The organism is Paenibacillus sp. FSL M7-1046 (genome assembly GCF_038007405.1).
Taxonomy (GTDB): Bacteria; Bacillota; Bacilli; order Paenibacillales; family Paenibacillaceae; genus Paenibacillus_AQ.
Genome location: NZ_JBBOXB010000001.1, coordinates 5,151,133 through 5,175,321, shown reverse-complemented (window position 1 = coordinate 5,175,321; position 24,189 = coordinate 5,151,133). Strand labels below are relative to the sequence as shown.

Annotated in this window: 23 protein-coding genes; 7 read left to right on the top strand and 16 right to left on the bottom strand. The window is 48.4% G+C overall.

Going from position 1 to position 24,189, the window contains the following annotated elements:
- Nucleotides 1–38: 38 nt before the first annotated feature.
- The 15 genes from NYE29_RS22870 to NYE29_RS22800 form a co-directional block, all read right to left on the bottom strand.
- Nucleotides 39–1,025 carry an ROK family protein gene (locus NYE29_RS22870; RefSeq protein WP_340897625.1) on the bottom strand — a complete coding sequence of 329 codons (987 nt, stop codon included), beginning with the start codon at nt 1,023–1,025 and terminating at the stop codon, nt 39–41.
- Nucleotides 1,026–1,111: 86 nt separating this feature from the next.
- Nucleotides 1,112–2,812, bottom strand: coding sequence for a hypothetical protein (locus NYE29_RS22865; RefSeq protein ID WP_340897624.1), 1,701 nt, complete (start codon nt 2,810–2,812; stop codon nt 1,112–1,114).
- A gap of 20 nt (nt 2,813–2,832) precedes the next feature.
- On the bottom strand, nt 2,833–3,705 hold the full coding sequence (locus tag NYE29_RS22860) for a carbohydrate ABC transporter permease (RefSeq protein ID WP_038594020.1): 873 nt from the start codon (nt 3,703–3,705) through the stop codon (nt 2,833–2,835).
- Between the two features lie 39 nt (nt 3,706–3,744).
- Nucleotides 3,745–4,647 (bottom strand): ABC transporter permease, encoded by a 903-nt coding sequence (locus NYE29_RS22855; protein ID WP_038594023.1) that lies wholly within the window; start codon nt 4,645–4,647, stop codon nt 3,745–3,747.
- A gap of 89 nt (nt 4,648–4,736) precedes the next feature.
- The gene (locus tag NYE29_RS22850) at nt 4,737–6,344 is read right to left on the bottom strand and encodes an extracellular solute-binding protein (protein WP_340897622.1); all 1,608 of its coding nucleotides are present in this window, start codon (nt 6,342–6,344) and stop codon (nt 4,737–4,739) included.
- Nucleotides 6,345–6,731: 387 nt separating this feature from the next.
- Nucleotides 6,732–8,672 carry an ABC transporter permease gene (locus NYE29_RS22845; RefSeq protein ID WP_340897620.1) on the bottom strand — a complete coding sequence of 647 codons (1,941 nt, stop codon included), beginning with the start codon at nt 8,670–8,672 and terminating at the stop codon, nt 6,732–6,734.
- Nucleotides 8,669–9,424, bottom strand: coding sequence for an ABC transporter ATP-binding protein (locus NYE29_RS22840; RefSeq protein WP_038594028.1), 756 nt, complete (start codon nt 9,422–9,424; stop codon nt 8,669–8,671). The genes NYE29_RS22845 and NYE29_RS22840 overlap by 4 nt, the downstream gene beginning before the upstream one ends.
- 98 nt (nt 9,425–9,522) lie before the next feature.
- The gene (locus NYE29_RS22835) at nt 9,523–9,882 is read right to left on the bottom strand and encodes a hypothetical protein (protein ID WP_340897617.1); all 360 of its coding nucleotides are present in this window, start codon (nt 9,880–9,882) and stop codon (nt 9,523–9,525) included.
- A 76-nt stretch (nt 9,883–9,958) separates the two neighbouring features.
- A complete protein-coding gene (locus tag NYE29_RS22830; protein ID WP_076112438.1) occupies nt 9,959–10,423 on the bottom strand; it encodes a DUF1801 domain-containing protein in 465 nt (154 codons plus the stop codon).
- A gap of 23 nt (nt 10,424–10,446) precedes the next feature.
- Entirely contained in the window at nt 10,447–11,451 is a 1,005-nt protein-coding gene (locus NYE29_RS22825) for a sensor histidine kinase (protein WP_076112437.1), read from the bottom strand.
- The gene (locus NYE29_RS22820; protein WP_076112436.1) at nt 11,448–12,137 is read right to left on the bottom strand and encodes a response regulator transcription factor; all 690 of its coding nucleotides are present in this window, start codon (nt 12,135–12,137) and stop codon (nt 11,448–11,450) included. The genes NYE29_RS22825 and NYE29_RS22820 overlap by 4 nt, the downstream gene beginning before the upstream one ends.
- Before the next feature lie 158 nt (nt 12,138–12,295).
- Nucleotides 12,296–12,994: a polysaccharide deacetylase family protein gene (locus NYE29_RS22815; RefSeq protein WP_076112435.1), complete on the bottom strand. Its 699-nt coding sequence runs from the start codon at nt 12,992–12,994 to the stop codon at nt 12,296–12,298.
- Nucleotides 12,995–13,020: 26 nt separating this feature from the next.
- Nucleotides 13,021–13,623: a YkoP family protein gene (locus NYE29_RS22810; RefSeq protein WP_445322181.1), complete on the bottom strand. Its 603-nt coding sequence runs from the start codon at nt 13,621–13,623 to the stop codon at nt 13,021–13,023.
- A 244-nt stretch (nt 13,624–13,867) separates the two neighbouring features.
- Nucleotides 13,868–14,440, bottom strand: coding sequence for a hypothetical protein (locus tag NYE29_RS22805; RefSeq protein ID WP_340897614.1), 573 nt, complete (start codon nt 14,438–14,440; stop codon nt 13,868–13,870).
- 34 nt (nt 14,441–14,474) lie between these two features.
- On the bottom strand, nt 14,475–15,047 hold the full coding sequence (locus tag NYE29_RS22800; protein ID WP_340897613.1) for a hypothetical protein: 573 nt from the start codon (nt 15,045–15,047) through the stop codon (nt 14,475–14,477).
- A 174-nt stretch (nt 15,048–15,221) separates the two neighbouring features.
- On the opposite strand from NYE29_RS22800, the gene NYE29_RS22795 reads away from it, so the two are divergent.
- From NYE29_RS22795 to NYE29_RS22765, 7 genes are all read left to right on the top strand, one after another.
- Nucleotides 15,222–16,076, top strand: a complete 855-nt coding sequence (locus NYE29_RS22795) for an AraC family transcriptional regulator (RefSeq protein WP_340897611.1) — start codon at nt 15,222–15,224, stop codon at nt 16,074–16,076.
- Nucleotides 16,076–16,999 (top strand): DMT family transporter, encoded by a 924-nt coding sequence (locus tag NYE29_RS22790; RefSeq protein WP_340899776.1) that lies wholly within the window; start codon nt 16,076–16,078, stop codon nt 16,997–16,999. The genes NYE29_RS22795 and NYE29_RS22790 overlap by 1 nt, the downstream gene beginning before the upstream one ends.
- 147 nt (nt 17,000–17,146) lie before the next feature.
- On the top strand, nt 17,147–17,728 hold the full coding sequence (locus NYE29_RS22785) for a LysE family translocator (RefSeq protein WP_076112432.1): 582 nt from the start codon (nt 17,147–17,149) through the stop codon (nt 17,726–17,728).
- A 20-nt stretch (nt 17,729–17,748) separates the two neighbouring features.
- The gene (locus NYE29_RS22780) at nt 17,749–18,522 is read left to right on the top strand and encodes an AraC family transcriptional regulator (RefSeq protein WP_076112431.1); all 774 of its coding nucleotides are present in this window, start codon (nt 17,749–17,751) and stop codon (nt 18,520–18,522) included.
- A 187-nt stretch (nt 18,523–18,709) separates the two neighbouring features.
- Entirely contained in the window at nt 18,710–19,822 is a 1,113-nt protein-coding gene (locus tag NYE29_RS22775) for an ArsR/SmtB family transcription factor (RefSeq protein WP_340897610.1), read from the top strand.
- A 51-nt stretch (nt 19,823–19,873) separates the two neighbouring features.
- Complete coding sequence (locus NYE29_RS22770) at nt 19,874–21,712, top strand: ABC transporter ATP-binding protein (protein ID WP_340897609.1); 1,839 nt, start codon at nt 19,874–19,876, stop codon at nt 21,710–21,712.
- The gene (locus NYE29_RS22765) at nt 21,709–23,538 is read left to right on the top strand and encodes an ABC transporter ATP-binding protein (RefSeq protein ID WP_340897608.1); all 1,830 of its coding nucleotides are present in this window, start codon (nt 21,709–21,711) and stop codon (nt 23,536–23,538) included. The genes NYE29_RS22770 and NYE29_RS22765 overlap by 4 nt, the downstream gene beginning before the upstream one ends.
- A gap of 162 nt (nt 23,539–23,700) precedes the next feature.
- Here NYE29_RS22765 and NYE29_RS22760 read toward each other — a convergent pair whose 3' ends face one another.
- Nucleotides 23,701–24,159 (bottom strand): Lrp/AsnC family transcriptional regulator, encoded by a 459-nt coding sequence (locus tag NYE29_RS22760; protein ID WP_340897607.1) that lies wholly within the window; start codon nt 24,157–24,159, stop codon nt 23,701–23,703.
- Between the last annotated feature and the right edge of the window lie 30 nt (nt 24,160–24,189).

Below are 24,189 nucleotides of genomic sequence, written 5' to 3'. Positions count from 1 at the left end.
TGGTATTATCGCCGTATTCTCCATGGTGCATTCTTCCTTTACCACAAGATATTTGCAGCGGCTGCTACCGCTCCAACCGCACCAGCCGTGTTGCCCAGCTTTGCCGCTTCCAGGTCAACCGGATACGGCAGATAGGCATTTACCCGGTTGCGAATTTCATTCATATAATAATCACCGGAAGCAGCAACACCGCCTCCAAGTACGACAAGCTGCGGATTCAGCAGCACCACAGCGCTGGCAATCCCTGCCGCCAGATGCTCCAGAGGCTTGTCCATGATCTCCAGCGCGGCGTAATCCCCCTCCGCCGCTGCTTGCAACACATGCCGGGTTTCTATCTCCTCGGGCTTGCCCCCGGCAAGCGTCAGAATCCGCGAAGCAGGCAGGGCCGCAGGATCGGCAAAGCGGGCTCTGGCCAGTGCCGTGATGCCGCTGCCTGACGCAACAGCTTCGAGCGGCCCGAAGTCAGCTCCTGAAGCGGAGCCCCTGCTGCGGGCAAGCCCGACATCAACGACCATATACCCGGCTTCGCCCGCTGCATTATTCGCTCCCTTATAGAGCCGGCCATTCAACAGCATCGCACTTCCGATGCCTGTACCGACCGTCACCATCAGCACATGTTTTTTTCCCGCAGCGGCACCTTTCCAGCATTCTCCAAGCAGTGCCAGATTGACATCGTTGTCCAGATACAGCCGCCCTTCATAATAACGGCGGATAACCGGCCGGATATCCGCCACCGGCCAGGGCAGAGCCGGAGCCTGGCTCAACTGGCCTTCTGTGTCACCAATCACCCCCGGGAATCCAATACCGATCCCTTCCAACTGCTTCAGGGTTAGCGAAATCCCTTGCAGCAGATGCTTCAGTTCAACAAACAGCCAGTCAAAAAAAAGCCCGGGCGAGCCATGGGCAGCTGTGCTTCTGCGCTCCAGCAAGAGAATATCGCCGTTTGCACCCGTAATGCAGAACATAGTCTTCGTGCCGCCAACATCAATTCCCGCCTGATAACCGGTCAATTCCTGTGCTGCCATTCACTTCGCCCCCCTTTTCTTATCCATTTAGAAAAAAGATAGACCCCGCCATTTGCTTGAGGTCTATCTGCACAGGCCTTCCTCTATCAAAAAATTGGGTCGATCCCAAGCGTAAAGCTCATGCTCTGTTTCCCTTCTGCCGGATGGTACACATAAACAATCTCCAGAAGCTTCTCCTGCTCATGCCGTATCACGAATGGCTTCGGTGCTTCAGCAGCCACCTTGCAGGACAAACCCGGGAATGTCCAGTGCTGAGGGGTAATTTGGGCAGCGGACAATCCGGAGCCGCTAATTTCAAATACCACCTCAATCTCAAGCTCCGTTTCCAGCCGGACCTCAACCGCCAGCAGATCCTTTTCCACTGCCGCTTCAAAGGTCATCCCACGCAAATGGGAGTTCCAGCTTTTGCCCTTCTCCCTGCGGATTAAGCGCAAATAATAAGGGACTCCGTCCGGAGTTTTCCAGTGAATGGTTGCCGGATGCATCTGCCCGTTCGTATTGCGGCTCCCCGACATCGCGCCGATCATCCGGTTCTGCTCAATCCATGCCGATGCAGTACAAAGATTGCTGTTCTCGTCAGGCTTGTCTCTTTCGCAGAGCTCACGGAACTGCTTCTCCACTCTGCGGTCTCCCCCATGCGCCATAAACTGCGACATCAGCTCCGCAGGGATGTCTGCACCAACCAATGCGATGAGCGGATCATGGCTCGTCTCACAGTTGACCCCGGCCAAATGTTCATATCCTTCTCCCAGTGCCAGGTACAGAAAGACACCGATAGAGCTGTGACCTGTCATCTCCATTTCATAGGCACGGGAGAACGGACCGGACAGATTCTCCAGAACCGGATTATAGAATAACGCAATATTCTCCCAAAGTCCCCGCTCAAGGGTATGGCCTATTGTCTTGAATGTCATTGAACGTCCATAGACTCTCCACATTCCCAGCACTGTAAGATCCACACCGTAATAGGTAGTTGTATTGAATTCCGCAAAGGACCCGAACTCCTCAAAAGCAGCCAGGAACTTCACCGCTTCCCTGTCTCCATGGGCTATCCATGCTGTATTCTCCAACCGGTATCCATAGTAATGAACAATAAATATATGCATCAGCTCGATATTGGAATTCATTGGTATTGCATCAGATAAACGCCTGTCGATTGAAGCCGAGACCGCTATGCGCATAGATTCATCCATTCGCTGAACCAGTCCGCCAGGCAGTACATTTGCAAATTGATCCAGGATTACTGCAAAAGTGCTGGCAATAAACTCCCGCCAATTGGGATCATAACTCTTCCACACCGGAGGGATAACGTCATCCACCGAGGCTTGCAGGCACTTTCTAATCGCCCGATCATCCAGTCCCGGCAGCGCCTGACCCGCTTCCCGGGAAAGATTCAGGCTAAGCTGCTTTCCGATCTTCTCTGTAGTCTCACTCAGGAAAAAGGCAAAGCCGGGTGCGAATGTCTTCCACGCATAATTGCCTGCAGGAGGCAGAGCCGCCTGGGGTGAAACGCGGAACGTGCCGTGATAGATCTCATCCGGGCAATTAAACTGCAAATCCATCACCCGGTCCAGCAAGCTGCAGGCCCGCTGGACATCGCCGGTGCCGCTTCTGAGAAGCAGCCCAAGCGCATAGTGGGCACTGCTGCGTGTATTATGCCGGTCATTCTGTTCTTCATCTCTGAGCAGCCCCATCCCTTCGTCATAGAGCGAATCCATCAGCGTCATAGACTGAAGCAGCAGGTGGCGCTGTCTATCCGTAAACCTCTCCATCATTGTCCGGGTCATTAATCCCCCTCCTTTTCAGCTTAGCCCTTGACCGCACCCACCATCATGCCGCTGATAAAAAAGCGCTGCAGGAACGGGTATACGATCAGAATCGGAACGGTGGAGAAAATAACACTGGCCGCCTTCAAGCTCTCAGGCATCAGTTGGGCCATGCCGAGACCCTCCTGCTGCATCAGCTCGCTTACCTGATTGTTCTGTATCATCTGATACAGCTTCAATTGCAGCGGATATAAATCAGGTCTGTTGATATACATTAGAGCATCCTGGAAGCCGTTCCAGCGGCCCACGGCATAGAACAGGCTAAGAGTAGCAAGCGACGGCAGCGACAGTGGAAGGATAATGCGGAACAGGGTGCCCAGGTGAGTAGTACCATCAATTTCTGCCGCCTCCTCCAAGCTTTTGGGAATGCTGTTCAGGAAGGAGATCAGAATGATCATATAGAAGGGACTGATTAATCCGGGCAGTACCAACGCCCAAATCGTATCGAGGAGATGGAGATTCCGCACCAGGATATAATCCGGAATGATCCCCCCGCTGAAGAACATAGTAATTACGATAATCAGCATGAACCATTTTCGTCCTCGCAGATCCTTTTTAGACAAGGAGTACGCAACAGCTATTGTCATGGCCATAGACAGCACTGTAGCCAGAATAGTCAGGATGATCGTGAAACCCAGGGAGCGGATCATGGACATATCAGAGAAGACCTTGGTATACGCTTCAACATTAAATTCCTTTGGGAAAAAGGTCACCAGCCCCGACATAATCGGGCGGCTAGAGCTTAAAGAAATGGCTACAATATGAATAAAAGGCATTAGGCACAGCAGGATTACAGCAACAATAATCAGGACATTAAGGACATCGAATGTCCGGTTGGATGCGCGCTCGCTCATTCTATTTTCCCCCTTAGTCTCTATTTCGTCCGGTCAGGTCTAAAGTATGCTCTCATCCGCCAGTTTCTTGGATGTATAGTTTGCACCGAGCAGGAAAACAAGTCCTACCAGTGCCTGGAACAACCCTACAGCTGTAGCCAGCGAAATTTGTCCCGATTCAATACCCACGCGGTAAACAAAGGTGCTCAGCACCTCGGAGTAATCCCGGACGGCCACATTGCCGACGATAAACGGACGGTCAAAGCCGATGGAGATCATATTTCCCAGGTTGATAATGAGCAGTGTGGCAATGGTTGTTTTGATACCCGGCAAGGAGATATGCAGGATCTTCTTGAACCGTCCCGCACCGTCCACCTCGGCAGCTTCAAACAATTCCTTGTTGATCCCGGTCAATGCCGCCAGGTACAGGATGGTTCCCCAGCCCGCGCTCTGCCATACGCCGACCAGCAAATAAGTAATCAGCCAGTAATTTTTATCCGAGAGAAATGGAATGGCCTCCAGCCCCAGCCCGGTAATCACATTATTAATGAACCCCGATTCGGTGCCGAATACCTGCAGCACAATCCCGCCGATAATCACCCACGAAATGAAATGGGGAATATAAAGGATGGTCTGGGCAAGCTTTTTGAACCAGCCAATCCGCAGCTCATAGAGCAAAATGGCCAAAATTAACGGAGCCGGAAAAGAGACGATCAGATCCAGCAGATTAAGCAGCAGCGTGTTGCGCAGCGCCTTGAAGAAATCATTGTTATGAAATACTTCGCGGAAAATGTCCAGTCCGACCCATTCGCTGCCGCCGATGCCCTGGAAAAAGTTGAATTCTTTAAAGGCAATCTGCACGCCGTACATCGGGCCATATTTAAAAATCAGGAAGTAAATGACCGGCAGGACAAGCAGAGCGTATAGTTGCCAGTTTCTGCGTAGATAAACGGTGTTCTTCACTGCCTTCACCCTCCTTCTCTGTGTACGGCCGGCAGGTGGAAGAGACTTTTCCCGCCCCTTCCACCAGAGCAAGCCGTCATCTGTTGCTTTTATTTAGAAGTCATTTCTTTGTAAGCTGCGGTACGTTCATCCTGAATAGCCTGCCCTCCACTGGACATGTAATCTTTAATCATAGAATCATAAGTGCTGTCGAATTGCTCCGGCTTGATCATCGTCAGCTTGACAATGATTTCCTGGAACTTGTCGGCCAGTGTTGTTCCATATTTCGCTTCCGCCTCAATGGGATGATCAAAGCGCACCGGCTGAATTTTATCGACATTGGAGATTTCTACGGATTTGCGCATGTCTGCCTGGAATTTCTCAGGTGTCTGGGCGATGTATGCCGCTTCATTCTTAGCATCGTCACCGGCGAATTTGCCGTTTACAATGATCGCGATGTCGCCAAAGTTATACAGCCGATCCGTCACTTCCTGAGTTGCATCCGCCTTAACCACCGGCACACCATCAACCAATGTGTAGTTTTCATTCTCCACACCGAACTGAACATCGAACAGGTTTGTTCCCGAAGCCATCCAGTCCAAATATTTCAGTGCAGCTACAGCATTGCTGCTGGATTTCGGGATCATGACATACATAGCGTTAGGGGCATAAGCCGGCTTGGCATGTTTACCTTCAGCATTAGTGAATACATCCACCGGCGTCATCGAAGCACCTGGAACATTACTCTGCAAATTCTCATAGAAATCATTCCAGGTGAAGTACGGCTCTCCCGCATCTTCCGTATAGAAACCAATCTGGCCGTTCTGCAGATTCTGCCACAGTTGCTTCTTATCCTTGTCCAGTCCGAAATCCTTGCTCATCAGGCCTTCATTATATAGTTTATTCATAAATTTCAGCGCATCTTTGAAGCCTGGAAGCAGGGTCGGGTAATCGCTGGACCCCAGCTGCTGGGTCAGAGTGTAGCGTTGCTCATCAGTGAGCGGCTCGATGAATGACCAGATCAGCGGCTCAACTTGTGCGGCAGCGAGACTCACACCGAATGGAATGACTTTCCCACCGGTTCCACCCGGATCTTTATCCTTGAAGGCTTTCAGAGTGGTGTACAGCTCTTCTGTAGTCTGCGGCACCGGCAGCCCCAGCTTGTCCAGCCAGTCCTGTCGGATATATCCGGCGTACTTGCCAAGTACAAGTCTTCTGCCTGGCAGAGCAAATTGCTGACCCTTATATTGTCCGTAGGCTAAAGTATCCTCGCCCAGAAACTCTTTGAGGTTGGGTGCATATTGATCGATCAGTTCTGTAAGGTCTGTAAGCCCGCCCTGCTCCGCATATCGGTTGAACGTTCCCGAATCATAGGTAAAGACAATGTCTGGCACTTCGCTTTTACTGGCCATTAATACATTCAGCTTCTGGATTTCTTCCGAACGGGGGACTGGGACAAACTCTACATTAATATTGTTCGGCTTGCCGAACCGCTCTTGTACAAGTCTCGTTAAATAACTGTCTGAGATCGTATAGCCGGAAGGTGTATTCCCGCGGTCGAACACTTCTACCTTTAATGTAGCAGGCGCTGAGGAAGCCGCACCGGCATTTCCGCTTGTATTGTCCTCCTTGGAAGAACATGCGGATAACAGCATTGCGGAGGCCAACATAACCCCCATAGCCGGACTTGCCAACTTCTTAGTCCATCTTTTTGTCATTCTCTCATCACCTTTCCCCTTTTGATGTCAGAAAACCTATCTTCCAGTGCTGATCGTTAGTCAACAGCGCCTTGGATGTCACTTAGTATTACACGAAACTATAAAATCGTACAATAAACCATTTTCCACTCCAAATCGTTTGTTTTTTATGTATGAATACCTGACAAATAAACAATTATCGTCTACACAAACTGCTTTCAACTAGCATACCGGAGACTGCAGGTCCGCCAGTCCGGGTTATTTTGACCCTGCCGTTTCAGGCTTATACCGGAGTGAGCAATCCTCACACCAGTATAACTGCATCCAGTCTGATGTTCATTGGCATAAAATTACATCGCCCTAAAAACAAAAAAAACAGCCTGCCGGAAAGGCAGACTGCTGTAATTTCTATAACGATTCACGGATCACTCTCTTGTAAAAGAGTACCGACAGGAAGCCGAAGACCGAATACAGTACTGTATAGAACAGCATGACCAGGATCATCGGTGTAAGCATTTCAGTACCGAAGAAGAACCAGCCTGATTTGACAGCAAAGTAGCTATGGCTCAGGCCGATGACCAGCGGAATGCCGAAATTGAACAACTGCTTGAATTGGATGCCGTGCAGAAGGTCGCTCTGGGTAAAACCCAGTTTACGCAGGATGGTATAGCCGCCTTTTTCCTCCTCGCCTTCATCCATCTGCTTGAAGTAAAGAATACAGCCTGAGGTAATGAGGAAGGTCAGGCCCAGAAACCCGACGATGAACATAATCATCCCCATATTACTCCGCTGGTTCATTTCGTACTTATGCTGGGAAAAGCTTGGCTCCTGCGGAGCTTGGTTCTCGTAAATTTGATTCGCGGTGTCCAATTTCGACCGGTCGGTAATTTCAATCCCATAATAATTCGCTACTTCTTTCTTTTTTTGCAGTTTGGGGTCGAGCACTTTAACCAGTTCCTGATAAACGGACTCATCCACCACGAATACTCCGGAGCCGGAGGCATAATAGACAGGCAGGGTAGGCTGTTTGGATACACCGCTCAGCTGCAGCTTAATCGTCCCGCTTGAAGTCAGGAACCCAACCTCTCCGGTCTCTTTCAGTGTTATTAATTTTTCCAGAGCATTGCTGTAGCCCATGAGACGGGTCTCACCGGGTTCCAATTCTACACCTTCGATGCTGATGTCACTGACAACAGAGGTGGATAGGATGCGGTCCTCGGAAGCTGTGAACGGTGACACGTCCATAATTTGAGTGGCATCTACATCCACCCCAACCGGATAGATATCAATTTCCTTATACTTGATCTGCTCCTTATTGAGCGCTTGAATAAACTTCTCCTTCGCCTCGGTCCGGGCAAAGCCAAAATCATGCGGGGAACTTTCTTTGGCTGTCGCTTCCGCCGAATAATAGGAGATATAGCTTAAAGACAACAACCCGATGGCCAGTGCAGAAACCGTCGTGATGATCGTCAAGAGCAGCGCGTTCGATTTCATCCGGAACATGATCGATGAGAGCGACAGTACCTCGTTGATGGACAGGTAACCCTTTTTGCTCTTGCGGATCGCGTTAAATACAAAGCTGACCGAACCTTTATAGAAGAGGTAGGTGCCTACAATGACTAAGCCGAGAACCAAGATCATGATGATCATTAATTCGTTCATGGCATTGAACTTTCCGCCGAAAAGCTGGGTCGACAGATAATACCCCCCCGCAACAAATCCGATGCCTAGCAAACCCATGATAATCTCCCACAGCGACATTTTTTTAATCCGCTCCTGAGTCGTGGAAGTGACCCTGAACAGGGAAAGGATGCTTTGCCCTTTAATGAACACGTAGTTCATGATCATAATCAGCAGGTATATCGCGGCAAAAACGATTACGGTCTGCAGCAGCGCCTGCGTGGAGAAACGCAGCTTGGCCAATTCATCCACTTCAAGGATTTTGAACAAAATCATCAATATCAGCCGTGACATCACAAATCCCGCACCAATTCCGATGACCATGGAACCGAAATACAGAATCAGGTTCTCCGCACTGAGCAGTTTGAAGATTTTACCCTTGGTGAGTCCTATCAGCTGGAACAAGCCGATCTCCCGGCTGCGCCGTTTAATGAAAATCGTATTGGCATAGAGCAGGAAAATCGCAACAATGACCACTAGCAGCACAGAAGAGGTGCCGATAGCTGCCCCACCCTTTACCGAACCTTTGACTTCGTCCATGGCCGGATCATATTTAAGGGTCACAAAGGAAAAATACAACGCCACACCAAAGATCAAGGCAAAGACGTAAAGATAATAATTTTTAATATTTTTTTTCAGATTGCGCAGAACGATATAATTCAGGCTCATTGCTGAACACCGCCCAATACGCCCTGTGTCTTGATAATGTCGTTGAAGAAGGACTGCCGGGACTCATCACCTTTGTTCAGCTGCGTATAAATTTGCCCGTCACGTATAAACACCACCCGGCTGCAATAGCTGGCCGCCACAGGATCATGCGTAACCATGACGATGGTCGCCTGGCGTTTGCTGTTCATGTCAGAAAGCTTGTTCAGCAGGTCGGAGGCCGACTTGGAATCCAGCGCCCCCGTAGGCTCATCTGCAAAAATGATGCTCGGATCATGCACAAACGCCCTTGCCGCCGATGTCCGCTGCTTCTGCCCGCCGGATATTTCCGAGGGGTACTTATCCTTCAACTCGTAGATCCCCAGTTCGCCCGCTACCTGTTCGAACTTCTGATGGGCATCTTTCTTGGAAATACCTGTGATGGACAGCGGCAGCAGCACATTTTCTTTGACCGTCAGCGTATCCAGCAGGTTATATTCCTGAAAAATAAATCCGAGATGATGCTTGCGGAATTCAGCCAGCTGTTTTTCCTTCATGCCCGTAAATTCCTTGCCTTCGATTTCGATCGTTCCCTGGCTTACGCGGTCAATGGAGGACAGTACGTTCAGCAGTGTCGTTTTCCCTGAACCGGACGCCCCCATAATGCCGACAAACTCGCCTTTATTTACTTGAAGGTCAATGCCTTTCAAGACCTCTTGTTTATTGAATTTTTTTCCGTAGGTTTTGTAAATTTTATTAGCCTGCATAATGATCATGTTCCACCCACTCCTTTTCTATAGTTCTATCATAAGCGGGATGTTTTTCTTTTTCCTGCGATTCGCCGAACAAAGTGAAGAGGCATGTGACATTGTTGTCACATGCCCGATATCTCCTGAAAAGGCCCCGCCATTCTCAGAATGTATAGGCTGGACTTGCCGTATCCGCCCAAGCCAGCGTTCCATCCGGCATCCATCCGAGCATCCTGGACGATCGAGGACTTGCTGCTCCGGATGTCCAAAGCTATCCTGCCGAGCGGATTACTCTCTTCACTGTCTGCTGGGAGAATAAGAACGGAATTGTCCTCCCAAGTGAGAGGATAAACGAACAAGAAGCCATCGCTATGTGACATTGAGGCCGCATTTTCCTTCGAAAAGACCTTATTCCCCTTCTTATCCAGAACCAGCAGATCCGCCCCGGTACCCACATAGTCATCGTGAGCAAATAAACATCGCAATATAGCGCATATAAACAACTCCTACCTTCAATTTTTATCCAGTATATTTATATTGACGCTTTATCCGCTCAGATGTTCAGCACGGACCCCCGGTATGTCCATCTGCAGTCCCTTTAATCCATTGCGCGACGACTTCCGCCAGCTTCTCTTGCTTGCCCTCCACATCCTCCATATCCGTAATTGTCACAATCGCCCGGTCAGCGGCAACCCATTCGAGTAATCCGGTGGGATCATCGAAGAGGTTCCCTTTGACTGCATGCTCTTGTACCTTTGCCCCAGTATGAAAAACAAGCCGAAAAAACCCCTTACCGTGCAGGTTAAAGGTTATACGGTCCTCCCCATTGAAACAAAAACTCGGCGCTTTCCATTTGATATGTTCTGTGATCTGGTCATTTACGCCCAGAATAATATTGCGGACTTCTTCGATTTCACGCTTAAAAGGATGTTCAAGACCGCTCAGAAATTGAGCGACTTGTTCTGGCCCGGATAATTTGACCGGTTTCTTGCCTGGAATTCCGGGCTCATTCTTAGAATTTGTCATCTTCGCTCACCCTTCCATTATGTTCACATGCCTTCAATCTTTACGAACTCATTCTCCCGCGGAAAGATCAATGTAAATACTGTTCCTTGCCCAAGTGCGGAATTCACCTGAATATTGATCCCCAGCGGCTCCGCCACTTGCTTAGTCAAATACAGTCCCATCCCGGTAGCGGCCCCTTCCTGACGCCCGCTCGTCGAGGTGAAGCCTTTATCAAATATCCGCGGCAGATCCTTAGGGTTAATTCCCCGCCCGAAATCCTCAACGGTAAGCACAACATGACCGTCTCTTTCCGAGCTCAGGATGAGGATATCGGAAGCTTCACTGTATTTCACGGCATTCGTCAGCAGCTGCCTGAGCATAAAGCCTAGCCACTTGCCATCGGTCAGCACTTCTTCGGCCGTAAGGGATACGTCGAATCCGATGCCTTTGGGAATACACCAGGATTTCAGCGCCCGGATCTCCTTGTTCAGAACCGGCTCCAGCTTGACCTTTTCGATAAACAGGTCATTGCGCATAAAGGGAATCCGTTTCTGGTGAAGCTGCTGGTCGAGCAGATGATGGACCCGCAGCCATTCGTACATTAACTGCTTCTGCAACGTTTCGTCCGGAAGACGTTCGATCATCAGCTGCATCGCCGTTAGCGGAGTTTTGACCTCATGAATCCACGACAGCAGATCATCCTTCTCCGATTCCAGCAGCTGAAAATTCACCGAGGTCTCCTGCCGGTAACATTCCGTTTGGGTGATCACGGCTTCCTGCACTACCTTTTCAAACGGGCTCTCGGCTTCCCCCAGAACACCAAGATCATAAGTTTGATCCCAGGCTTCCATGTTTCTGTAGAACCGGGTTTCCTTGGGATATCGGAGAAACACAAATGCGGTACAGACCAGCAGATTCAGCAGTATTATGTACAGCATCGGCATTAACGGAATAGACGCATCGAGATAGACTACTAACAGAAGGAGCAGCTGCAGCACGACGAGCAGGAGCAGCCAGCTCCGTTTCTCCTTGAGGTATTTCCAGATCATAACGCGGCCTCTTCAGTTGCCATATACCCTTGTCCCACCCGGGTTTCAATGTAAGTGTCCAGCCCCAGCGGTTCCAGCTTTTTGCGCAGCCGGTTCACATTCACGGTCAGCGTGTTATCGCTCACAAAATGCTCATTGTCCCACAGATTCTTGATCAGGTCTTCGCGGTTTACAATCTGATCTTTGCGCTCTACCAGGATCTTCAGGATAAACGTCTCATTCTTAGTAAGCAGAGCAGCGCCAAGACTGTTGGTTACAGTGTTCTTCACATATTCAATCGTCGCTCCGCGCCATGTCTTCAGCTCCGTCCGCTCAGTGCTATAATTGTACACCCGGCGCAATGTGGCTTGGATTTTGGCGATCAGCACCTCGAAATGAAACGGCTTCTGAATAAAATCATCTGCCCCCAGCTGCATAGACATCACCATATCGCTCGGATGATCGCGTGAGGACAGAAAGATAATCGGCACATTGGAATGTGCGCGCAGCAGCCGGCACCAGTGGAACCCGTCAAACTGCGGCAGCTGAATGTCGATTACGACCAGCTCCGGTTTGACCACCGTGAATTCCTGCAGCACCTTGCCGAAATCCGTAATGCCATAGACCTCATAGGACCACTGGGACAACCGGTCCTTGATCTCATTGAATAACGTAACATCATCTTCGATAAGCATAATTTTAAACAAATAAAGCCACCCCGCTTTGAATCTTTGGCCAGATTCATCTTTTTGTAGTGTCCATCTACATTATCATTAACTATTTCGTTATGCCAGGTCAACATTACTTAATCCCCTTTACATGAAAAACCCTCTGCGCACACAACGCAGAGGGTTCAATATGAGTATTATGCCATTTCATCCAATCGTACGAATCTAAGGTGTCTTGTCTTCAATTGCGGCAGCACCTCGTCTAAAGCCTCCAGCATAAATTGAGGTGCCTGGGAGTCTGCACCCACTGTCTCGCCGCTGTCATGCAGCAACACAACGGAGCCGCCAGTAATTTGTTCAAGCAGCTTTGACTGGAGGCGGGTCTGACAGACCCGGCTGCTCCAGTCACCTGCCGTAATTGACCATAATGCAATCCGGTACTCCTTGTAACGGAAGTAATCAAACATATTCATTAAGCCCCAGGGCGGACGATAGTGGTCAGGTCGTGTGCCAACAATACCTTCTATAATATCTGCGGAACGATCCAGATGTTCACTGCGAATCGTTTTGGGCAGCATTAGCCAGTTGGAAGTGTGACAATAATTATGTATGCCAATCTGATGGCCCTCACGGTCAATTCTGCGAACAAGCTCGGGATACCGTTCCGCTTGCGATCCCAGTACGAAAAAGGTTGCCTTAACCTGATGCCGTTCCAATAAATCGAGTAATTTCGGTGTATATTCCGGATGTGGCCCATCATCAAAAGTGAAGGCCACCTCTCCCTTTCCTTTACCTTTGCGGAAGACCCCCCATCCGGTCATCCGCGAGATTAAGCTTGGAATGAACATATAAAGAGCGGCAATACAGAGTATTCCTCCTATTAAATAGTTAAACATGCTTCCTCTCCCCCTTTATTGGCAGCTTATCCGGACAGACGCTGTTCGGGTGAGAAACGCTTCTTCAGCGATCCCCGCGAGTGAACCAGAAGCATGGGTACAAGCTGATCGGTACGCCGGTCAATTCTTTTTCTTCCTTCCGGATGCATAGCTGACAGCAGTAATCGGAGGTAGACTGTTGTAATTCTCGTGAAAAATCCCGATTTCATCTGCTGCTGCTCAAAGCCCAGACCATGTGTCAAACCGCGATGGAGCAGCGTGATACCCATTAACGCTTTCACCTGCTGGTACTCCGACTGCGATTCAAAGGCTTCATTAATTTGCTTCATTGATTTACGCAGCATCCGGGCCGTTTGCAGTGCCGCACGATCCGAGCCTTCGGACTTAATAAGCTTCAGAATTTTTTCATTGTCCAAGTGAAGCTCCCCTACCCACTCTCCTTTATGGATAACTGTTGAATCCTGGCATACAATGGCCTCACCCCGATGTTTTTTCAGCATCACCGAGCATATGCCAAAACGCGATGTACTCGCTCCCCGAAAATATGTAAGCACTGAAAATGCTTTTTCCCACATCATCCAGAGGTTTTGAACCGTAGTTTTCCGTATTTTGATTTCCAAATGATACACCTTCCTTACTTAGCTGTTCTTTTCCCTAATTACTATAGTAGTGATCAGAAATTTCTTTTTTCTTATGTAATTCTTACGTTATTCTTAAGTTGTTATTGCCCCTAATTCTCTACTCCTTTCAATGCAATCCGCTGTGTTATCACACTTCCTTTATTTGACGCTATAGATAGGAATTCCCCTGCAACCGGAACAGCGATCACAGAGAAATGAGAAGGAAATGCACGGTGTAAAGGGAGAGTGAAAGTCATTTTTGATTTAACATTTTATCAATGCTATGCATTTCAATTCTGTCCTTTTCAGTCCTGTGGTCTATAAAATCATGTTCTTCCTCAATAATAATTTCGTTTCTTCCGAAAAATCCAAGCAGCCTGCTCGCTTCTCTCCTTACGCCCGTGATAAAAGAATTACTCTTCTGTTTATCCTCAATGAGCATCTCTTTATATTCGTCGGACGTAGTAATATAGGTTAAAGCTATGTATCTCAAAAATGAGTAACCACTACAATACTCTTCATAAAGCACATGCATAATCTCCAGTTGTCTGGAAGCATCCTCAAGCGTCAGAAGCTCATTAAGCAACAGTTCAAGCCTTTCTTGTTCAAACCTGCCTAGCTGAATAATTCTGTAGACCTGCTTCTCAGTTTCAAGAAAAGCGTATTTGTTCTTATAATTCCTCGAGATAAATTCGTAGTATTCCTGTTCACCCAAAATTTGCTCCAATTCATCATTGCTGTAAAGCCACTGTTCAAATTCTGCTATGGAACCCTGATTTTTAATAAGAAAATATAAATAACGGTGTGCAGAGATTAGATCTAACATCTTGATCACCCTCACTTAATTATTGATATTCCATTCATTCTTCCAGACTCATAATCATTGAATGTATGTGGATGCCTTCCGGCAAATCTTCCTTGGCGACACTGATAAGAGATCTGGTAAACAATTTTCCTGGCATTTCTTTGTCCGATGGATTCTGATCACTTGCAGGCACTGCCTCAATTTTTAAAATCGGTTTTTCTGCAGCGGCATGTTCAGCGGGAAGTGTTAACGATTTTACCTCAAATCCCTTTGTTACCGACTCTGTTTCCCCGATGCTCACGCATATGAAATACTCTGTGGGGGTTTCCTTCACTAGATATCCGCCGGGTGCTGAATTTTCATACTCTTTATACCGGTCCGTTACTTCCTTCGGTAAATTTTCAGTATTACTCCACTCCCAAGTGAAATCAGGCGAATGCTTGGAGTAGAGATGTTGTGTAAACGGAATACTTGCTCTCTGTTTATTACTATCTATTTCTACGGTTTCAGTTTCAGTCTTAGTTTCCGTTACCGAATGATTCCTATTTCCTTCTATGTCTGCGCTGCACCCCAGCTGCAAGCCTAACATCAGAGTGATGATACAAGCTCCATATCTTGTTCTGGACAATGATTAACCCCCCTTATTGGCAAACTCCCTTTTTCGCTTCTTCCCGGAAATCATACCACAATTAGCCTTTTCTGTAAGGGCGTTCAGCACCTCTGCTCCAGCAACATCATTCAAGAAATGTTCTGTTGTTCATATTATAATGGCTACATAGAACCAGAAAAGAAGGTGCAGACAGTGACTCGTGAAGTACGTACGGTAGTCTATGATACGGACTTAAAGCTTGAAGCGTATCGGTTTGAAGGAATAATGCAGAAGTTCCCCAACCATTTCCATGACTACTATGTCATTGGATTCATTGAACAGGGCAAGCGGTATCTGGTATGCAATCATGAAGAGTATATTCTTAATAGCGGAGATGTGATTATCTTTAATCCGCAGGATCCCCACGCCTGTGAACAGCTGGACGGCAGAACGCTTGACTATCGCTGTATCAATATAGAGCCGGAGATAATGCGCCAGTATGTGCTGGAAATTACGGGGGCGGGCGATCTGCCCAGGTTCACACCAACTGTTCTTTACCAGAGTGAGCTGGCCTTGTCCCTGCATGAGCTGCACCGGATGCTGCTGGAGGAACAGTCCGATTTCCAAAAAGAAGAACTATTCCTGTTTCTGCTGGAGCAGCTCCTGAGAGAATACTCCGACGCTGAACTCCCTAGCCCCAACCGGGAGCTTACCACGGAAATCAAAAGCATTTGCCAGTACATAGAGTCACATTATATGGAGAGCATTACGCTGAATCAGTTAACGGCCTTGACCGGCTTGAGCAAATATCACCTGCTGCGTCTATTTACGAAACAAAAAGGGATATCGCCCTATTGCTACCTGGAAACGATTCGGATTAACCATGCCAAACGCCTGTTGGAACAAGGGATGCTGCCCATTGAAGTGGCGCTCCTGACCGGATTTAGTGATCAGAGCCATTTCACCAATTTCTTCAAGAAGCTGATCGGTCTAACACCTAAGCAATATATGCGCATATTTACGACCCGGCAGACAGAAACAAAGCCATCTCCGGAGATTACATCATGATGGAGGAGCGCAAGGCCACTACCGGACATCTGCTCGCGTTGCTTACCATTCTGATCTGGGGTACAACTTTTATCTCTACTAAAATACTGTTAGTTGACTTTACGCCCATTGAAATTCTGTTCTTCCGCTTTATCATCGGTTACGTCGCATTGTGTCTTATTTATTCGCGTCCGCTTCGGACGAAATCATTCAAAGAAGAGCTGCTGTTTATCGCGGCTGGGCTCTGTGGGGTAACGTTATATTTTCTAGTGGAAAATATCGCCCTTGTCTATACGCTCGCATCCAATGTTGGCGTGATTGTTTCGATTGCGCCCTTCTTCACGGCGCTTGCCGCTCACTTCTTCCTGGAGGAAGAGAAGCTGAATGCGCAGTTTATGACCGGGTTTCTGATTGCGCTGGCCGGGATTGTGTTAATCGGGCTGAACGGGAGTTTCAACCTGCAGCTGAATCCCATTGGAGATCTGCTGGCCTTCCTGGCCCCTGCCTTATGGGCAATCTATTCCGTACTGATGCGGAAAATAAGCGCGTTGCAGCATCATACGACCGGGGCTACCCGCAGAGTGTTTTTTTATGGGCTGCTGTTTATGCTGCCTGCGCTTTTACTGTTTGATTTCCGTCTTGGCCTGGCCAGATTACTCAGCCTTTCCAATGTATCCAACCTTCTTTTCTTGGGACTGGGAGCCTCGGCACTCTGTTTTGTCACCTGGAACCGGGTGGTCGGAATCCTTGGAGCGGTAAAAACAAGCGTATACATCTATATTGTGCCTGTAGTTACAGTTGCCGCCTCTGCCCTGTTCCTGCATGAGAATATTACTTGGGTTACTGTTGCGGGAACCTTGCTCACCCTCGCCGGCTCCTACATTTCCGAACGCAAAGCAAAAACGATCCCCAGGAAGCGGATCGCTGTAAAAAGTGCGGATTGAGTCTGTCCGTATGCTCATTTGAACGTAAATTCGCTGTGGATGGTGCCACCTGCTTGTTTCACCCGTTCGGCGATTTCTGCAATAATATACTATATGCATGCTAAGATCACCTGTATTATTCATGGGAATAGACTCTAGGAGGTCCTCATGAATATTACAGCTTTTATCATCTATTGTGTTGTTATCACTATCACACCCGGGCCCACCAATATTGTGATCTTATCTTCTGTGCAGCATTTCGGTGCAAGAAAGACCATGAAATATGTATACGGAGCCACGATTGCCTTTGGCCTGCTGCTTGCTGCTTCTGCTGTGCTGAACCATGTTCTTGCCGGAGTGATCCCGAATATTGTCGGTATTATGCAGATCATCGGCAGTGTCTATATGCTCTATCTTGCCTATCAAATCTACAAGATGAATTCAGGGGAGGCCGCACCGTCCCACAACACCAATTTTTTCTCAGGCCTAGTGATGCAGTTTGTGAATCCAAAGGTGATCGTATTTAGTCTAACAGTGATTCCCAGCTATGTGATGCCTTACTATTCCTCCTCTTTAGCATCATTTCAGTTTGTAGCCATCATTACGGTTATCGGGTTTCTGGCATTTATGACCTGGGTCATCTGTGGAACAGTCTTCAAGAAATTTCTCCAGCAGCATCAAAAAATAGTCAATATCCTAATGGCCTTGTTTCTGGTATACTCTGCAATTATGGCGTCGGGAATCGTATAGAGAGTGTTGGGGGTGAGGGTATGGAGCAATTTACGTATAAAAAATCTGCAGATGTCCTTGCTCTGGCGGCAAGTTTCGCCGATTTCACCTATAAAAAACATTGCCACGAGGAGTATGCTGTCGGCGTAACCCTGCGCGGCATTCAGCAATATAATTTGAGCGACAGCTTCCAGTCCTCCCACAAGAATGGCGTCATGCTGTTTAACCGCGAGCAGTATCATGACGGCAGGTCCTACGATAAGGAAGGCATTGATTATGTCATGCTCTATATCAAGCCTGAGCTGGTAGCCGAGATCCTGGGGAAGAAAGAGCTGCGTTTCCAGTCCCCTATCGTCTACGACGTCAGCCTGGCACGAAGCATCTGCGCCCTCAGCCGGGCCATTCTGGACGGTAACGACGAAACGCTGTGCACGGAGCAGTTGATCCATTTAATCGGCATGTTATCCAAAACAGCGATGGATGCAGAGCAGAGGAAGAATAACCGGCTAGTGAAACAAGCGAAGGAAATGATGTACGGCAGCATCGGCAATGTGCTCAAACTGGATGATCTTTGTAAAGAGTTTGGGATGTCCAAATACCAGTTGATCCGCGAGTTTAAGGCCCATACAGGGATCTCGCCCTATCAATTTTTTCTGAATTGCAAGGTGGAACATGCCAAACGGTCCATTGAGGCCAGCAAGGATATCTACACGGCCGTAGCGGAATACGGATTTGTGGATCTGACACATCTGAACAGGCATTTCAAAAGTATGTTCGGGATTACTGCATATGAGTACATGTCACAATTACAATAATTCAATTTACGGATCGCCTTAGATACCTAAGGCATCTTTTTTTTGCCGTTTTATGGCTTGAATCCCCATCATAAATTTACTCTTTACAAAATATTTACTATGGGTTATTTTAACATTAAATAATCATTAAATATTAACCAACTATCCATAACATTTAAATTATTCAAACTTGAAATTGGAGGACAGTATGGAAATTGCGATGAAGGATATGTTACTGAAAAATATCACTTTTGCTTACAATGAGGCCATCGAATTGATAGTGTCCATGGGAATGATCGCTTGTGAGGGAGAGCTGACCTTCATGGCAGAGGATTTAAAGATTCAGATGGACCCACTCGTAGCAGCCTACTATGAGGACGCACGGGTCCGTTTGTCACCTCATTCCTACCGGGAGCTTCAGTTTTTTTTTAACTATAACTTTTTCCATAAGGCACTCGATTTTGCTTTCTACGAATCCATCTGCACTTGTCCTGATCCACAGACTGCAGAAGCATGGATTGAACGGCTGGAGCAGAGACCGGCAGAACAAGTGGTAGCCGAAATGGTGTATGGCGTGTATTCCGATAAATTGGAAGAGCTGCTGGAAGGCAATGACTGGGAGGAAGTCAAGAAGGATGTTCCTTTGATGTCTGAGCTTGTGGCAAGAACGAAACCTCAGCCTGAGGTGGCCGGGGCGCAAGGACCGCTGCTTGAATGTCTTGCTTTCCCGGAAGAAACGAAACTGCGGTATATGCAGCTGCTCCGTCAATTCTACAAGGATGTCTTTACCTATTGGAAAGAGCGGTTACAAATGGAGTCCGAACAAGCCACTCTACATTACGAAGCGCTTTTCCTGGCCGATCCCGTCCGCTTCATTAGGGATATTAACAAGAATGAGCCTGCGCTGTATGATGAACCGACGACTTTTCATATCAGCTTCTTTTCGCAGGTGGGCAATCATTTCCTTAATTTCTGGACGGAGGCTGGAAGGGTCGGATGGGTGATATTCGGTGTACTCAACGACCGCGTATACGGACCTGCTGCTGACCGGGAGAAGACAGAGCTTTTCTTAAAAGCATTCTCGGATAAAAGACGCCTCGACTTCCTGCTCCTGTTAAAAAAACGCCCGCATTACGGGCAGGAAATCGCCGCAGCCCTTGGTATTACACCGGCAGCTGTGAATTACCATTCCAACTTCTTATTCTTTCTGGACCTTCTGGAAATTAAAAGAGAGGATCACCGCTTATATTACCATCTGCGCATAGATAGATTACGGGAATTGCTGGCCTTAACCGCAAAAGTCATGCTGGATGAAGATTAGACTGGCTTAACAGGAGTACAGGAAAATTTGAGAATAAGGGGAGTGTCCCTCGTGAGTGAATCAAGCCATGCAGCAGCCGGCAACAAGGAATCCGCTGCTGTTTCCAGCACAACTTTCCGTTTATTTAAACTTGGCAGGCCTTATTTAGGCTGGTACATTCTATTATGCGCCCTGGCAGCAGTTATCTCTCTTACAACGGTTGGTGTAGCCGAAGCTTTACGGCGAATTATTAATTCGGCTACAAATCACAATATGTCGGGCCTGACTTCCGCCACCCTGTTTGCCGTTGTCATTATGTTCGTCGATGCCGCAGCCAACTTTCTAAAAAGCTATTTGTCAGGTTTACTTGAGGTCAAGTCGACCTCCCGGCTTCAGGTATCCCTTCTGGGCAGACTGCTGAACGTGCAAATGAAGGAGCTGGATCGTTATCATTCTGCAGATCTGATCAGCCGGATTAATGATTCCGCCTCTGCGGCCCAGCATGGAATCAACCAGAAAACCATTGACCTGTTCAGCAATCTGCTGCAGATCGCTTTCCTTCTCACATATCTGTTATCTCTTCAATTTGCGTTAACCTTGGGAACAATCATCATTTGCTCCCTGGTTCCACTCGTCATGCTTCCCTTCACTTCCCGGCTGCGCTCCATGCATGAGCAAAGACAGAAGATTGAAACCGCGCAGCAAATGTTTATTCAGGATACAGTCCAGGGTGCCGAAGTCGTGCGTGCCTTCTCTCTTGCCCCCAGGCTGCACCAACAATTTGCCGCCCGGGTAAAACAATATTTTACTATTCATATACCGCTCACCCGTTTAGAAGCTGTTGGCTATAATATGCCACTGGTCGTTATCCTTGGCGGACTGCTCTACGTCCTCTCTTTTGGCGGATATCTGGTCATCGGGGGGCGTCTGGATGTGGGAGCCGTGGCGGCCTTTCTGATCTGTTTTGAGCAGATTTCAAATCCGGTCTCGAAGCTGGCCAACCTGTGGACGGAATTGCAGATGTCTTTAGCGCAAGGCAAACGGATGTTTGAAGTGCTGGATTTACCGGAGGAAGAGGCACATTACGAAGCTGCAGCTTTAAATTCCCGGATTGAGATAACTGAAGAGCCTGATCCGGAAATGATCAGCCGATCCGATATTTCTTTTAACAACGTAAGTTTCCACTATGATGCCGCTCCAGTATTAAACAATGTGCAGCTTACCATTCGACCCGGCAAGGTGACTGCATTAGCAGGTCCCAGTGGCAGCGGAAAAAGCACCCTGCTCCATTTGCTGCTCGCAGCCTATGAACCGGACGAAGGGGTTATCCGCTGTGGCGTTCACCCCTTAAGCAGAATCCCGCTCCGGCTCTGGCGTGAGCGAATTGCCTACGTGTCCCAAGAGCCTTATCTGTTCTCCGGCACTTTCCATGAGAATATAGCCTGGGGAAGATCCGGTGCCACAACGGAAGAGGTCATCCAAGCAGCCCAAAGAGCCGGCATCCATGAAGTCATTATGAGAACGCCCTTACAATATGAGACTACTATTGGGGAACGGGGGTTAACATTATCCGGCGGTGAACGGCAGCGTCTCTCCATTGCCCGGGCGTTTGTCCGCGAGCCCAAACTTCTGCTGCTCGATGAACCTACGGCCGCACTGGACAGCCACAATGAGGAGCTGATCCAGCAAGCCCTCAGGGAACTCATGCATGACCGGACAACAGTCGTTATTGCCCATAGATTGTCCACTATCCGAGACGCCGATCAGATTTATTTCATGGAAGCAGGATCTGTAGCAGAAACAGGCACACATCAGGAGTTAATGGCACTAGAAGGCAAGTACTTCAAAATGGTTGAGACTTCGATGAAGCAGAATCACGATTTGCTTGAGGTCAGGGAGGGTCTGGAATGAATGCAAAAGCGTCCGCAAAACTCAAGCTTGGATATGTACTGCGCAGGTTGATGACCTTCTCAACCCCCTACCGTATCGGGTTATTGGCGGCTGTATTACTGCTCTCGGCAAGGCTGGTCTTGGACATCGGCTTTGCAGCCATCCAGCAGGTGTTTATTGATACCATCAACAGCTCTAATATGCATTCCCTTACACGCATTACCGTTATTTGCGCCATCGTCTGTTTTATCATTATTATCTGCCTCATGCTGCAGCATTACTTCCGCTTTATTACAGAGAGCCAAATGGCTTGGGCGATTCGCGCCAAGCTGTTCGACAAGACCCACCGGCTTCCCTTCCGTGAAGTCCAGTCCATGCATTCAGGAGATTTGGTCTCGCGCAATAACCGGGATGCAGGTGCGGCCATTGGCATGATTAACGGCATCGTCTATGATTTGGGCTATAATTTGCTTTTATGTCTCGTTTCTTTTCTGTACCTGGCGAAAATGGATGTCTGGATCGCGCTGCTTGCGCTCGGTTCGGGACCAGTTGTATTTCTTTCCGGACGCTTCTTTGACCGCAGACTCCGCAAACTGTTCACGGAGATCCATCAGAAGGAAGCTGAGCTGCGGGGTATTCTGCAGGAAACGCTGCAAGGAATGAAAGTGGTCCGGGCCTTTTCCCTGGAGGACAATCTCTTGAACCGGTATGCAGCCGGACGTGAGCAGTTGAACCGGCTGCAGCGCCAAAGAGCACTACTGAACACGCTGCTCTGGCAGTCCTCTGCCTTTATCAACAATATCGTAATGGTGGCCTGCGCTGCGCTGATCGCAGTCTCTGCCGTAAGAGGCGGAACAACAGCCGGTGAAGTACTCGCCTTCATCATTCTGATGGGACGGGTACAGTGGCCTTTTGTCCACATGTCCCAGACCTGGGGTGGTGTTCAAGAAGCGTTAGGAGCAGCCGACCGCGTATTCGCTGTACTGGATGCAGATGAGGAAGGAGCACCACATTCTTCTCCGGCTTCATCCCCTCCTCCCTCTGCTTCGGAGAAGTCGGCTGCATTAAGCCTACAAGAGGTCAGCTATAGCTATTCCGGCCGAATAGAAACGGAGCCGCCGCTATTTGAAGGCTTCAGCCTGCAAATTCAGCATGGAGAAACGGTCGCTGTTGTAGGTCCAAGCGGTTCCGGTAAAACGACGCTTGCCCGCTTATGCTGTGGATTGTACGCACCCGATGCAGGCAGCATCTCGGTTTATGGAAGACCCGTTCAGGAGCAGCTGGAAGAAGCCCGGGCACAGGTTACTTATGTACCGCAATCCCCTTATTTGTTCTCTGGTACGATTAGAGACAACATAGCCTTCAGCTCTAATTCAGCCAGTGAACAAGAAATTCACGAAGCCGCCCGGCTTGCAGGCGCAGCCGAGTTTATCACGAAGCTTCCGGGCGGATACGATACGGTCATCGGTGAACACGGCTCGAGTCTTTCCGGCGGACAACGGCAGCGAATCGCTATAGCCCGGGCCTTTCTTCGTGATGCACCGCTGCTTCTGCTGGACGAAGCCACCTCTGCTCTGGATAACGAATCTGAGCGGTTGGTTCAGGAAGCGTTAGATCACTTGATGAACAACAGGACAACACTGGTAATTGCGCACAGGCTTTCAACCGTACGGAACGCATCCAGAATTGTTGTACTGGATCAGGGGGTTATTGCCGAGGAAGGCACACATGATGTTTTGCTCGCCCAAAACGGGCTTTATGCACAGTTATATAACCTCCAGTTTAAAGCAGCAGAGGCAGAAGCCTCCCTATTTGAAGAATCACATGCAGCTATACAGCCTGCTTAGCAATATATTCTAAATCTTAATATTTTCAAAACATCCCAATCGGGGTTGAAAAGCTCCCTTTCTGGATAGAACGGATCAGCTCCGCCTGATAGACTGTACATAATGCCCACGGCTAAATATCCCAGTGGGCATTTGTGTTCATGAACATCAGGCGGGGGCTGATTAACTCAGCATATTTATTGGTGTTTCTCCCAGTGAAGGGATGAGGAATTTATGATCGATCGGAGATGACATCACGATTAGAATCGTGTAGGTCCCGTATCTATCACATTGATTTCCGAACTCTTCAAGCGCTCGCGTAGAATCGCTAATCACTTTCAATAAATAGTTGTGCTCCCCGCTTATCCGGTAACATTCGACGACATCGGGAGCCGCCCGGCAGAAATCAAGGAATGCGTTACAATCTCTAGAATGAAACAATATATAGGCGGCAGCCTGCTTGCCAATCCTTTCAGGGGATATGATGGTGCGATATTCACTGATGATCCCCTTCTCCTCCATGCGTTTAACCCTCTCTGTAACTGCAGGCTGTGATAAGCCGACGTTTTTCCCCAGTTCTGTCATAGAAATTCTCGCTTGGCTCTGCAGGTGGAACAGGATTTGCTTATCTACATGATCCATTATAGTCAGCTCCTTTAAAATTCAGGTCAA